Origin of the sequence: Bacillus sp. V59.32b (assembly GCF_003429085.1) — a bacterium.
Lineage (GTDB): Bacteria > Bacillota > Bacilli > Bacillales > DSM-1321 > Peribacillus.
This window is the reverse complement of record NZ_QVTC01000017.1, coordinates 1-12,471: the sequence shown is the minus strand read 5'-3', so window position 1 is coordinate 12,471 and position 12,471 is coordinate 1. Positions and strand designations below refer to the sequence as shown.

Here is a 12,471-nt window from a genome sequence, read left to right as displayed (position 1 = left end):
CTTGTTTCTCCTTTTAATTTGTATATTTCTCTAGCTGTCCGGTTAAATGATGATCAATTAAGGAAAAGCCCTTGCACTCATACTGTTCCTTTTTCTCGTCAAAGAATAATGAGCGTAGAATACTTTCATTCTTCAGCTGGGATAGGAGCCTTCCTTCAGTTGCGGGAAGGAAAACATGGTATGCCTGCATTTCAGCGATGACATTCTCTTCGATTTGTGCGAGAACCGCTTCAAGATCGTTTTCCTCAAAGGCGCTGATCAGCATTGATTTCTCGCTTGAGGCAGGCATGAAGTCTGCGTGCTTCAAATCCTTCTTATTATATAATGTAAGCTGTGGAATATGGGTCACGTCAAGGTCTGACAGCAGTTCTCGAACCGTCCTTTCATGATTGAAATAATCAGGACTTGAAGAATCTACGACATGAAGCAGGAGATCCGCTTCCCTTACCTCTTCAAGAGTGGACCGGAATGCTGCGATCAGTGTCGTAGGCAGATCCTGGATGAACCCGACCGTATCCGTCAACAGGACGGTAAAACCGCTTGGCAGAATCGACTTTCTCGTCATCGGGTCAAGAGTCGCAAACAGCAGGTTTTCTTCAAATGTTGCGGCCTCTGTCAAGCGATTGAACAATGTCGATTTCCCGGCATTCGTATAGCCTACGAGAGCTACCTGGAATGTTTTATTGCGTTTTCTTCTATCGCGATACCTTTCCCGGTGCTTGACCACAACATTCAGCTGATTCTTAATATCATCAATCCGGCGGCGGATATGGCGTCTGTCGCTCTCAAGCTTCGTTTCCCCCGGCCCTCTAGTTCCGATTCCCGCTCCCAGCCTGGAGAGTGCAGTACCTTGCCCCATTAGTCTCGGCAGTAAATACTGCAACTGGGCCAGTTCCACCTGAAGCTTTCCTTCTTTTGACTGGGCGCGCTGGGCAAAAATATCGAGAATAAGCTGGGTCCTGTCGATCACCCTCGCGTTGAGATGCTGGGAAAGATTCCGAATTTGACTTGGAGAAAGTTCATCATTGAAGATGAGTAAATCAGGTTCGAGTTCCTCTTCAAGATTTTTCAACTCTTCAACTTTTCCTTTTCCGATATATGTAGAGGGATGAACCCGGTCCCTTTTCTGGGTGACTGTAATCAATACTTCTCCGTTCGCCGTTTTTGTAAGCGACGCGAGCTCATCCAATGAGTATTCATAGCGCAGGTCATCATCTGATGTTTGGCAGCCGACCAAAATGACGCTTTCTTTTTTCTTATGTTCCAAAAAACGCACCACCCTTTAGAGTTCTCTATCACACATGATACCAAATAAGTATAGGTTTCCAAAATGATTCCTGTCTTGTTTTTTTACGTAAACCCTGACTAAAAGAAAAAGAGTTGAATCTTTTAATAAACATGCTAGAATCAAATTTGTCTTGATAATTAATTATTTAACAACGAGGTATGGACAATGACGTGGGAAGTACTAACCATTATTGGTACAATTGCCTTCGCTGTCAGCGGAGCGATCGTTGCCATGGAAGAGGAATATGATATATTAGGGGTTTATATTTTGGGAATCGTTACGGCATTTGGCGGAGGAGCCTTACGGAATTTGCTGATTGGCGTACCTGTTTCAGCTCTTTGGGATCAGGGTCTTTACTTTACGATTGCCCTTTTATCGATTACGGCCGTGTTTCTTTTTCCAAATAATTTGCTTAGACATTGGAAGATATGGGGAAACTTTTCAGACGCGATCGGCCTTGCGGCTTTTGCAATTCAGGGGTCTTTATATGCAGTGAGCATGGAGCTGCCACTCAGCGCTGTCATCGTGGCTTCTGTTCTGACAGGAAGCGGAGGCGGGATTATCCGCGACTTGCTTGCTGGTAGAAAGCCACTCGTTTTTAAGGAAGAAATCTATGCGGTCTGGGCGATATTGTGCGGACTTGCCGTCAGTATGGAAATAGCCACGGATGCCTGGCAGCTATATGCTTTGTTCATTATCATTACAGCGATGCGCATCCTATCCTACACATATAAATGGAAGCTTCCACACAAACCGCTTAAAATCAACCATTAGAAAAAACGGCCAAAAGCCGTTTTTTCTTAACCTATATTTTTTCGGGCAAATGTCAAGATAGCTTCACGATCAAAACCAAGAATCCAGTTTCCATTCACATTGATTTGGGGCACTCCCATTTGACCGGTTACCTGAATGAGCCGTTCGGCTGCCTCAGAATCCTCCTGAACGTTGACTTCCTTGTAATCCAACCCTTGTTCCTCAAGAAAGTTTTTCGCCTGAGCGCAATAAGGACATGTGTCGGTCGTATAAACGGTAATCTGATTGTCTTCCATTTTTGAACCTCCTCGGACAGCGATTATTAGTCTTCTTCAAAAACTAAATCCTGGCTTCTTAGGGTGATCAAGTCGTTTCTGTCGTAAGCATCTTCAATCAATAGCCTCATTGCCTGCGAGCGAATTGATTTTTCGATGATATTGCGGATATAGCGGCCATTCGAAAAGGACAAAGGCCCAATCACATTTTTCAGGAACGTAAGGTGATCCCTTAGCTTTCTCTCGGCATCCCTGCTCATGACATACTCTCGTTCATCAAGCATCATTCCGGCGATCTCAAGGAGCTGGTCAATCGAGTAATCAGGAAAATCCACGACAATGGGAAAACGTGAGTACAAGCCCGGATTGAGGGTCAGAAAGTGATCCATCTCCCGGGAATAACCGGCTAAAATCAGGATAAATTCGTGCTGTCGGTCCTCCATATGCTTAACGAGAGTATCGATGGCTTCTTTTCCAAAGTCTTTTTCGCCTCCCCTTCCAAGGGAGTACGCTTCGTCAATGAAAAGAATCCCGCCGATTGCCTTTTTAATCAAATCGCGCGTTTTCTGTGCGGTGTGGCCGATGTATTCCCCGACTAAATCCGCTCTTTCGGCTTCAATCAAATGACCTTTAGAGAGCACATTCATCTTGAGAAATAGCTTGCCTATGAGTCTTGCTACTGTTGTTTTACCCGTGCCCGGGTTTCCTTTAAACATCATATGCAAAGCTTGCCTGCCTGCCTTGAGGCCCCGTTCTTCACGCTTTTTGTTAATGTAGATCCACGCGTATATTTCTTTTATCATCCGTTTCATTTCTGCCATGCCGACAAGGGTTCCTAATTCCTCTTCGATTTCCTTTAAGGCGATATGCTGGAGAGGAATTTCTTTTTCTTGAATTTCCCTTGGAGGATCTTTCTTAATACTTCTACTTTTTTGTCCGTTTAAGACCACATTGATTTGTCCGTTATTTTTCATACGGATCGGCTGTTCCAAAGCATCCACCTCTCCATTCAAAAACGATCTGCTCTGTTTATGCGCCTGTATGGAGGCTATAGATTCACTACATAACTAGACATAAATTTTGAATTTCACGCAATTTTCTGACAAATATTCCATTATTTCTACAAAGGAAACCTCAGAGTTGTCACATCCTGCGCTTTCCCGAGAAATATTTCCTAAGTTTATGTATATTCAAAAAAGCAGGAAGTCAGTATACTTTGTTGAAAAAAGTATCACATGAAAAATTTGTATTCTACGGAATGATGTCTGGTTATATATTGGAAAGTGAATTTATTAATCAATTTTGGAGGGGTTCCATGAAATATAAAACATGCCCGAATTGTAAGGGCGATGGCTTTGAAGATATTGATGTTGCGTTCGGTGGTATTTTAACCTGCCCCATTTGTGGGGGCGATGGAAAAATTAAATGATCATTTAAAAACAGGCACGGTTTTACTCATGCCTGTTTTCCGTTTTATTCTTTTGCCTCAAAATCGATTTGGACATTTCGCTGTGGAGCGAAAGTAGAGATAGCATGTTTGAAGACTAATTGCTGCTTCCCTTCTGTCTCAAAAAGAACCGTAAAGTTGTCAAAACCTTTAATTTGTCCCCTTATTTGAAAGCCGTTTAATAAAAACACGGTGACATACGTCCCATCTTTTCTTAATTGGTTTAAAAATTGATCTTGAATATTTACGGATTGCTTCATCCTAAATCCTCCTCTAATCTCTCTATTTGTTATTTATTCGCTTTTGCCTAAGAGCTTTCCTGCAATAAAAACGGATATTTCCTCAAGTTTTTTTGGAAAGTTTTCAACCTCTGTCATATCGAACCACGTTACGTCCATCTTATTGCGGAACCAGGTCAGCTGTCGTTTTGCATACCTGCGTGAATTTTGCTTTAAGGATTCCAATGCCTCTTCTTTTGTTTTCGAACCATCAAAATAGTCATAAAGCTCTTTGTAGCCGATCGCCTGTATCGATTGACAGTTCCTTAATCCCTGTTCGTAAAAAGAACGGACTTCCTCAACCAGACCAAGCGAGGTCATCATCTCAACCCGCTGATTGATTCTTTCATATAACTTCTCCCGTTCCATGGTCAGCCCGATTAACACGGTATTATATTTTAATTCTGTAGGCTGCTCTGCTAGCTGCTCGCTCATGGTTGCACCTGTGCAATGATAAATTTCAAGAGCCCGGATGACACGTCTGACATTGTTGGGATGTATCCGCTCAGCACTTTCCGGATCAATGGAGATAAGCTTTGCGTAAACAGGCTCTATTCCTTCTTCCTTAACCTGTCTTTCAAGCTTTTCCCTATAACCAGGGTCCGATGGCGCTTCAGAAAAGTGGTAGTCATAAATGACAGATTGGATGTATAAACCAGTTCCACCGACGATGACGGGAAGTTTTCCTCTACTATGTATATCCCGTATGATTGCATCGGCTCTTTCTTGGAATTCAGCGGCATTGAAGGGTGCATCTGGCTGCTTAATATCGATTAGATAATGAGGGATGCCTTCTTTTTCGGCTTCGGTAATCTTAGCGGTACCTATGTCCATCCCTTTGTATACTTGCATGGAATCCCCGCTGATAATCTCACCATTGAATCTTTTCGCAAGCTCGATGCTCAATTTGGTTTTCCCAACAGCGGTAGGGCCTATAATCACCAAAAGATTCGCCTTATTTATTTTCAATACTTTCACTGCCTTATTTCTTTTTTTCCTATCTTACCATAATCTTCTCTAAAGTAGCTAAACTCTACTCATTATAAACAAAACCGACTCGTTTTATTCACCTGCTAGTAGAAATAACTTTCACATATACTCCTGTGATAGATTTCTTCAAAGCTTCCTCACCCATCATCTTAATCTTTCTTGATAGCGAAGATGATTTTACGAGCTTGCCTTCCTCCAATACGGAAGGATCTATAAGTCGAAGTTTGTTTTTGCGATGAAGATCATATTGCTCGTCATCCTCGATAAGCTTCACGTTATCATGAATAGTATTTAGGATGCTTTGCAGAGGCTGATTGCTGGATGCCCGCAGCATGGATAATAGCTCTTCATCGGTACGAAGCAGGTCGTCAGAAGTGATGATATGATTCTCCAAAGCTACTTTAAGCGCTTGTGCCAGCTGATGGTATCCATAAATATTCAAAGGGTCCATGAAGAAATCGATCACTTCATTATAATAAGTCTCTGTAAACCATCTGGCTGCCTTAATCGATGCAGGGTACATTTTTCCATCGACTACTTGTAAATCATTTAAAAAGGTTTTCACTTCCTCATGTGAAATGTGCCCATAATGATACATGTCCCTAAGCGTATAATCCACCCTGTCTGCACACAATTCCGGTGCCGGCTGATCCAGCAATGTCCATTTTGCACCTTCCAGAAGGGTCTCTTCATAATCGTAGCCATGATCATGAAGAATAACGGGGATTTCTGATTTTTTCAGAAATTGATTCAGGATTTGTTCATGGTAGTTTTCTTCCTTATGATCAAAGACGAAATCAATCACATGGGAAAAGGCGGTGTGCGATACATCGTGAAGCAATCCGGCAATCTGTTCCTCAAGGGAGCCGCCCAATTTCTTAATCAATAGCATCACACCAATGGAATGCTCATACCGGGTAATATTCCATCTTGGATTCACTTAGAAACTTGCCCCTCCTTGATGTACGCCTTTTAATCTTTGCACGGGTTGACTATTCACTAGCTCCTCTAATATTCCCTCAATCTGATGCTTTCCGTAAATCGAGTCCAACAGTAACAAATGCTTACCTCCATGCTGTTCAAATTCTTCAGCTTAATCTTTTTCTGTCGATATAGGTTTATGTTAAAATGGTATCGCATTATAGACTATTAATCTATAAGGAGGTTAAAATGGAAACGATTCATTTAAAAGCCCAACTGGAAAAAATCACGGACCATGTGCTTTCAAAAAAAGAAGAGCTTGCTGAACAACGACATGTAGCTGATGAAAGAGATTATAGTGTTAAAATTGATGAGATCTTAACCACATGGAGGGAGCATTTAATTGAAATCTATGCTGATTCCATCTCAATTGAATTGGATGAAACGTATCTCCGCTTAAAAGACTGGGGAGAAGGAGTCGTTCATTTACTGATCGATTTAAATCTTCCACTTGATATTGCCATCGAGGAAGTTCGTTTTTATCGTAATACGATCGGTGTGATTATCAAAGACAAAGCAATCAAACATAACTTTACAATTGATACTTTCTATGAAGTGCTATCACGTTTCGACTCAGTCGTCGACAAGGCGGTTCACTGGCTGAGCCTCTCCTATTCAAGTAACCATTCTTCTACTATTCACACTGCGGAAGAATCCCTCTATGAACTCTCCATTCCGATCGTTCGGGTCACCGAAGAAATCGGCGTTCTCCCGCTTGTGGGCAATATTGATACGAAGAGAGCCCAACAATTGATGGACAAAGCATTAACGGAAGGGACAGACCTTAATCTTCAGTATATGATTATCGATTTATCCGGGGTGCCTATCATCGATACAATGGTAGCCGACCAGATTTTCAAAGTCATTTCTTCCTTGAAGCTGGTGAGTATCGAAACAAAGCTGACCGGAATCAGACCGGAAATCGCCCAAACGATGGTGAATATCGGCATAGATTTCAAGAATGTATTTACGTTCTCGAGTCTCCATCAGGCAATTAAGAGCTTGAATATATGATTTTCTGTTCATTTGGAACCTTTTTTTAAAAACTATCCTTACTTCTATAACCTTTGTAACTATTTTGTTATCCTCGCAAATTAGATGACAACTCACTAAAACCCTTACTTCCCAGATAGTAAAAAAAGCCTAAAACACGCTATCCCGTTGTGTTTCAGGCTTTTTTTCATCCATATTCTATGCTGATGATAAGCTTAAAATATCGGATACAGATTTTTCATCGTCCATATTTCAATTTACCTCTAAATAGTCTATACTTTTTATAGCTTTTTATATTTGTTATTATTAGCCAATTGTGGCGGGAGGTTTTATCTATGGAAGTATTCACTGCATTTATTCCCATTTTGACTTTGTTGTTTACGTTAGCTCCCTTAGTCTTTGCAGTTTGGTTTGCACTAAGGTTCCTGAAAATCCAAACTGAACAGAATGCCATCCTTAAAAAAATATCTGATAAAATGGATACGAAGAATAATCATGCTTCTTAGATTTTTTGAACGAAAGAGTTCCTCAACTCTTACTTTTATTGTTTAAACATAGTGGCAACCCTATTAGCTACATAATCAAAAATCGAGGAATATTTAATCTAAAAGGTGGAAGAGCACATGGGCATTTTCAATATTGGAGATATCATTTTTCAAATCATTTGTTTCATTGTATTGATTGGAATTGTTATTGCTATTTTCTTATTTATAAAATATCTAATTAAAAGAAAGCCCGATCATTCGGTACGAATCGAACAAAAACTTGATAGGGTCATAGACTTACTTGAGAAAGATAAAAAGCACTAATATTAAAACGGTTTATAAAGTAAGAACTTTATCCAAAAAAAGAGCTTAGGAACATTGTTGTATCAATGTTCCTAAGCTCTTCCTTTTACATCACCCGCTTAAACATCTTTTCCATTTCATAAATCGAGTAGGAAATGATGATCGGACGGCCGTGCGGACAGGTGAACGGGTCGGTTGTTTGTCGCAGTTTATCAAGCAGGGCCTGGATTTCATCGTTGCGCAAATGGTGGTTGGCTTTGATTGACCCTTTGCAGCTCATAAGGATGGCTGCCTCTTCCCGAAGCTTTTTGATGTCGACCTTTTTCATCAACAGCAGCTGTTCGATCATTTCCTCCATGACCTCCTGCTCGATACCTTTCGGGAACCATTGCGGATGGGCCCTGACGATATAGGAATTGAGGCCAAACTCCTCGAGGTAGACTCCGACCTTCTCCAGCTCTTCTTTATATTCGTTAATCCTGATGCATTCATCTGTTGAATATTCAAGCGTGATCGGAACGAGCATTTCCTGGAGTTCGTTTTCCACCCGGCCCACTTTTTCAGAGAAGTATTCGTATTTGATCCGCTCCTGTGCCGCATGCTGATCAATGATATAGAGCCCTTTTTCGTTCTGCGCAAAAATATACGTTCCATGCATTTGGCCGATCGGGTACATGGGCGGGACTCGTGTCGGGACATGATCGGAAAGCGGAGTTTCAGCATAAAGCGGATTAAAAATAAACGGGTCCTCCTGTTTTGCTTCCGGAACCGTGCTCGACGGCTGGAGATGCTGATTTTCGTTATCATGTAAGGCCATGTTCCTGTCAATACGGGTTTCTTGTGATTGTTCCAGCTCCTCAACCACAGGCTCCCGAACTAAATTCTCCATGAACCGGGAAGCTTGTTGCTCAGCGTCCGCCCGGACAGTACTCTCTTCCCTGACGACATGATCGAGTTCAAAGGAAGCTTGTTCCGTCCTGGCTTGTTCTTTCCGGACAGCTCCCGCCCCGCTTGGAATCAGTTCACGTGTTTTAAATGCAGTTTTAATGGCTTCTGTGACAAGCTGGGTTAGTTCTTGTTCCTTGCTTATCCGGACTTCCATTTTAGACGGGTGGACATTCACATCCACCAAGATCGGATCCATTTCGATGAAAAGCAATGCAATTGGAAATCGCCCAATCGGAAGAAGTGTGTGATATCCATCCAAAATCGAATTTATCAAAGCGTAGTTTCTGATAAATCGCCCGTTAATCATCGTTGACATATAATTGCGAGACGTTCTTGTAATTTCAGGCAAGGCAATAAATCCTTTGACCGTATAATCAAGCGAGCTTCCCTCGACCGGCACCATTTTCTTGGCGATGTTGATTCCATAAATTGCGGCGAGCACTTGGCGCACATCACCGTTTCCGTTCGTATGAAGCAGCTTTCTTTCATTATGAGTCAGCCGGAAGGATACCTCCGGATGAGCAAGGGCAAGCCGATTAACCAAATCCGTGATTTTTCCAAGTTCCGTATGAATCGTTTTCATATACTTCAGCCGGGCCGGTGTGTTAAAAAATAAATCCGAAACGGTAATATCTGTCCCCTTGCGGCTTGAAGCTGGTTCGTGTTCCTTGACGCTACCGCCTTCAAGCACAATCCGTATCCCTGCATCGCCACCGGTGCTCGTTTTGAGCTCGAACCGCGAAACGGAAGCTATACTTGGCAACGCTTCTCCCCGAAATCCAAGGGTACGAATTCTGAATAAATCATTTTCGTCTTTAATCTTGCTCGTCGCATGCCGTAGAAAAGCCGTTTCGACATCCTCGGGCATGATTCCGTCGCCATTATCAATGATGCGGATTTTGGCCAGTCCGGCCTCCTCGATTTCAATTTCTACAATGGAGCTGTTGGCATCGATGGCATTCTCAACAAGCTCTTTTACAACGGAGGCAGGTCGTTCAACCACTTCTCCGGCTGCTATTTTATTGGATAATGCCTCATCAAGCTGAACAATTTTCCCCACGGTCTGTCGCCTCGCTTTACTTGCTTATTTCAACTTTTTTTGCAGTTTATATAAAAGGTTCAGTGCATCAAGCGGTGTCAGATCAAGCACCTCCAACGCCTTTAACTCATCGATCACTTTTTTCTCTTTCGGTGCAGGCGCTTTTCTATCAGTATTGCTGATTTCTCCAAAGAATGACAGCTGGGAGTCGCTTGCAGCTGCTGCCGTCTCCGAATTCTGATGTAATGACTTATATTCGGCTTGAACTTTATTTTCGCTCAATGGACTGATCGAATTTGCACTTGCAGTGACCCTGTCCTTCTCAAGCTCAGTTAAAATGGCATTCGCCCGTTTGATTAAAGACGTTGGCAATTCTGCAAGCTGAGCGACATGGATGCCGTAACTCTTGTCGGCGGAGCCTTCCTTGATTTTATGAAGAAAAACGACGTTCCCGTTTTGCTCCATGGCACTGACATGGACATTTTGCAAGCAGGCGAGCTCGTCCGCTAAAACAGTCAGCTCATGATAGTGAGTCGAGAAAAGTGTTTTAGCGCCGATATTTTCATGGATATGCTCAATGATCGCCTGAGCCAAAGCCATTCCATCATAAGTGGAAGTCCCGCGTCCGATTTCATCGAACAGAATCAGGCTGTTTTCCGTAGCATTTACGATGGCGTTCTTTGCCTCGAGCATTTCGACCATAAACGTACTTTGACCGGAGATTAAATCATCCGCGGCTCCGATTCGTGTAAATACTTTATCGAAAATGGGCAGAATGGCTTCGCTTGCCGAAACAAAGCAGCCAATCTGAGCAAGTATGGAAGTGAGCGCAATTTGGCGCATATAGGTGCTTTTCCCTGACATATTCGGACCGGTAATAAGCAGCATTTCCCGTTCGCTATCCATATAGCAATCGTTCGGAACGTATTCCTGCGTTTGCAGTACTTTTTCAACAACTGGATGGCGCCCATCCTTTAAAACGATTTTTCGTTCATCAGAAAAGACCGGTTTCACATAATGCCGTTCCTCGCTGATGGTCGCAAAGCATTGCAGCACATCAAGCTCACTGACTGCCTTTGCGAGAGCTTGTAGTCGTGGAATGTGCACCTTCACCTGTTCACGGAGTTCCTGGAACAAATCGTATTCAAGGCCGATGCTTTTTTCTTCTGCCTGGAGGATGAGTGCTTCTTTCTCCTTTAATTCAGGCGTGATGTAGCGTTCGGCGTTTGTGAGCGTCTGTTTCCGCTCGTATCTTCCTTCTTCAAGGAGGTGGAGATTCGCCCTTGTCACTTCGATATAATAGCCAAACACGCGGTTGTAGCCAATTTTTAATGACTTGATCCCTGTCCTGTCACGCTCCTGCCGTTCCAGCTGGGCGATCCACGTTTTTCCGTTGCGGCTGGCATCCCGGTAAGTATCCAGGTCGGGATGGTAACCATCCTGAATGATGTTCCCTTCTTTGACAGAAAGCGGCGGGTTTTCAATTAATGACTGTTCCAGCAATTCGGTTACATCCATGCATGGATCGAGCTTTTCGGCTAATGCGGCCACATCCAAGGATGAGACGATCTCCCGAATTGTGGGGATTTGTTGCAGCGATCGTTTCAGTTGGATCAAATCCCGGGCATTCACATTTCCAAAAGCGACCCGACCTGCAAGCCTCTCTAAATCATATACCTCTTTCAGGCGTTCCCGAAGGTCCTGGCGCTCGAAATAATGGTTCTTTAATGTCTCGACAAGCAGCTGTCTTTTTTCAATCGTTTTTTTATCAATCAGCGGCCTTTCGATCCACTGTTTTAATAGCCTTCCGCCCATCGCTGTTTTGGTTTCATCAAGCAGCCAAAGCAAAGAACCTTTTTTCCCCTTTGAACGGATCGTTTCCGTAAGCTCGAGATTACGCTTGGAATAATAATCGATTTTCATATAAGCGTTTGTTTCATAAGGCAGTGCAGGCTGCAGGTGATCCAGGCTGCGTTTTTGCGTCCTGAACAGATAATGCAGCAGTTTGGAGACAGCTGCACGTTGTTTTTGCTCCTGTAACAGTTTGAGCACCGATTGAAACTGAACATCTACTTCCACTGAATCTTCAAAGGAAAGCGCGGCGACTCCCCGTTCCTTCATTTTCTGCTGCCAATCAGCAGGAAAGTCTTGAGCGATCACAACCTCTTTCGCCCCAAGAATGGAAAGCTCATTGTACAGATCATCAAAGCTTCCCTGAAGGATGGTGACCTTGTTTTCACCAGTTGATAAATCATTATAAGCAAGACCGAATGTTCCATCCGCAAAATCGGTAAGCGACGCGATGAAATTATTTTCCTTTTCATCCAGGCCTTTGCCTTCCATCTTGGTACCCGGGGTAATCAGTTGGACCACCTCGCGCCGCACGACTCCTTTTGCTTGTTTCGGATCCTCCGTCTGTTCACAAATCGCTACTTTATAGCCTTTTTCTATTAAAGTATCAATATAGCCTGCGGCGGCATGATAGGGAATCCCACACATCGGGATTCGCTCTTCACTGCCGCCTTCCCGGCTGGTCAAGGTAATTTCAAGCTCCTGTGAGGCCTTTAGAGCATCTTCGAAGAACATTTCATAAAAATCGCCTAAACGAAAAAATAAAAAGGCATCCTGATACTAAACTGTACCCTATGTAAAGGACATTTTAAAAAAGGTCAGGCAGCCTGAAGAAGATGA

Annotated in this window: 12 protein-coding genes and 1 pseudogene; 5 read left to right on the top strand and 8 right to left on the bottom strand. The window is 43.0% G+C overall.

The window, feature by feature from the left end:
* Nucleotides 1–13: 13 nt before the first annotated feature.
* Nucleotides 14–1,267: a GTPase HflX gene (hflX, locus tag D0463_RS04810; protein ID WP_117305709.1), complete on the bottom strand. Its 1,254-nt coding sequence runs from the start codon at nt 1,265–1,267 to the stop codon at nt 14–16.
* Nucleotides 1,268–1,453: 186 nt separating this feature from the next.
* Between hflX and D0463_RS04805 the strand changes: the two genes are divergently transcribed.
* Nucleotides 1,454–2,062, top strand: coding sequence for a trimeric intracellular cation channel family protein (locus D0463_RS04805; protein WP_117305707.1), 609 nt, complete (start codon nt 1,454–1,456; stop codon nt 2,060–2,062).
* 26 nt (nt 2,063–2,088) lie between these two features.
* Here D0463_RS04805 and D0463_RS04800 read toward each other — a convergent pair whose 3' ends face one another.
* Together D0463_RS04800 and spoVK are read right to left on the bottom strand one after the other, a co-directional pair.
* A complete protein-coding gene (locus D0463_RS04800; RefSeq protein WP_117305704.1) occupies nt 2,089–2,337 on the bottom strand; it encodes a glutaredoxin family protein in 249 nt (82 codons plus the stop codon).
* 26 nt (nt 2,338–2,363) lie between these two features.
* The gene (gene spoVK / locus D0463_RS04795) at nt 2,364–3,308 is read right to left on the bottom strand and encodes a stage V sporulation protein K (protein ID WP_117305902.1); all 945 of its coding nucleotides are present in this window, start codon (nt 3,306–3,308) and stop codon (nt 2,364–2,366) included.
* Nucleotides 3,309–3,631: 323 nt separating this feature from the next.
* Here spoVK and D0463_RS20360 point away from each other — a divergent pair, with 323 nt between their 5' ends.
* Nucleotides 3,632–3,745: a YuiA family protein gene (locus D0463_RS20360; protein WP_483295716.1), complete on the top strand. Its 114-nt coding sequence runs from the start codon at nt 3,632–3,634 to the stop codon at nt 3,743–3,745.
* Between the two features lie 44 nt (nt 3,746–3,789).
* Here D0463_RS20360 and hfq read toward each other — a convergent pair whose 3' ends face one another.
* The 3 genes and pseudogenes from hfq to D0463_RS04775 all read right to left on the bottom strand — a co-directional run bounded on the left by hfq (nt 3,790) and on the right by D0463_RS04775 (nt 6,091).
* Nucleotides 3,790–4,023 carry an RNA chaperone Hfq gene (gene hfq, locus D0463_RS04785; protein ID WP_117305699.1) on the bottom strand — a complete coding sequence of 78 codons (234 nt, stop codon included), beginning with the start codon at nt 4,021–4,023 and terminating at the stop codon, nt 3,790–3,792.
* Nucleotides 4,024–4,056: 33 nt separating this feature from the next.
* A complete protein-coding gene (gene miaA / locus D0463_RS04780) occupies nt 4,057–5,010 on the bottom strand; it encodes a tRNA (adenosine(37)-N6)-dimethylallyltransferase MiaA (protein WP_483295715.1) in 954 nt (317 codons plus the stop codon).
* Between the two features lie 97 nt (nt 5,011–5,107).
* Nucleotides 5,108–6,091: pseudogene (locus tag D0463_RS04775) on the bottom strand (HD domain-containing protein).
* A gap of 110 nt (nt 6,092–6,201) precedes the next feature.
* Between D0463_RS04775 and D0463_RS04770 the strand changes: the two are divergent.
* The 3 genes from D0463_RS04770 to D0463_RS04765 all read left to right on the top strand — a co-directional run bounded on the left by D0463_RS04770 (nt 6,202) and on the right by D0463_RS04765 (nt 7,814).
* Nucleotides 6,202–7,026: an STAS domain-containing protein gene (locus tag D0463_RS04770; RefSeq protein ID WP_117305695.1), complete on the top strand. Its 825-nt coding sequence runs from the start codon at nt 6,202–6,204 to the stop codon at nt 7,024–7,026.
* A gap of 314 nt (nt 7,027–7,340) precedes the next feature.
* Entirely contained in the window at nt 7,341–7,511 is a 171-nt protein-coding gene (locus tag D0463_RS19565) for a hypothetical protein (protein ID WP_174234294.1), read from the top strand.
* A gap of 117 nt (nt 7,512–7,628) precedes the next feature.
* Nucleotides 7,629–7,814 carry a DUF4083 family protein gene (locus D0463_RS04765; RefSeq protein ID WP_117305693.1) on the top strand — a complete coding sequence of 62 codons (186 nt, stop codon included), beginning with the start codon at nt 7,629–7,631 and terminating at the stop codon, nt 7,812–7,814.
* Between the two features lie 85 nt (nt 7,815–7,899).
* Here D0463_RS04765 and mutL read toward each other — a convergent pair whose 3' ends face one another.
* Both mutL and mutS read right to left on the bottom strand, forming a co-directional pair.
* Nucleotides 7,900–9,801, bottom strand: a complete 1,902-nt coding sequence (gene mutL, locus D0463_RS04760) for a DNA mismatch repair endonuclease MutL (protein WP_117305691.1) — start codon at nt 9,799–9,801, stop codon at nt 7,900–7,902.
* A gap of 24 nt (nt 9,802–9,825) precedes the next feature.
* A complete protein-coding gene (gene mutS, locus D0463_RS04755) occupies nt 9,826–12,366 on the bottom strand; it encodes a DNA mismatch repair protein MutS (protein ID WP_117305689.1) in 2,541 nt (846 codons plus the stop codon).
* Nucleotides 12,367–12,471: the final 105 nt, after the last annotated feature.

Excerpts from the sequence above, each read along its gene's own strand:
- D0463_RS04805 (WP_117305707.1), top strand. The coding sequence starts at position 1,454 with ATGACGTGGGAAGTACTAACCATTATTGGTACAATTGCCTTCGCTGTC.
- D0463_RS04800 (WP_117305704.1), bottom strand. The coding sequence starts at position 2,337 with ATGGAAGACAATCAGATTACCGTTTATACGACCGACACATGTCCTTAT.
- D0463_RS20360 (WP_483295716.1), top strand. The coding sequence starts at position 3,632 with ATGAAATATAAAACATGCCCGAATTGTAAGGGCGATGGCTTTGAAGAT.
- hfq (WP_117305699.1), bottom strand. The coding sequence starts at position 4,023 with ATGAAGCAATCCGTAAATATTCAAGATCAATTTTTAAACCAATTAAGA.
- D0463_RS04770 (WP_117305695.1), top strand. The coding sequence starts at position 6,202 with ATGGAAACGATTCATTTAAAAGCCCAACTGGAAAAAATCACGGACCAT.
- D0463_RS19565 (WP_174234294.1), top strand. The coding sequence starts at position 7,341 with ATGGAAGTATTCACTGCATTTATTCCCATTTTGACTTTGTTGTTTACG.
- D0463_RS04765 (WP_117305693.1), top strand. The coding sequence starts at position 7,629 with ATGGGCATTTTCAATATTGGAGATATCATTTTTCAAATCATTTGTTTC.
- mutS (WP_117305689.1), bottom strand. The coding sequence starts at position 12,366 with ATGTTCTTCGAAGATGCTCTAAAGGCCTCACAGGAGCTTGAAATTACC.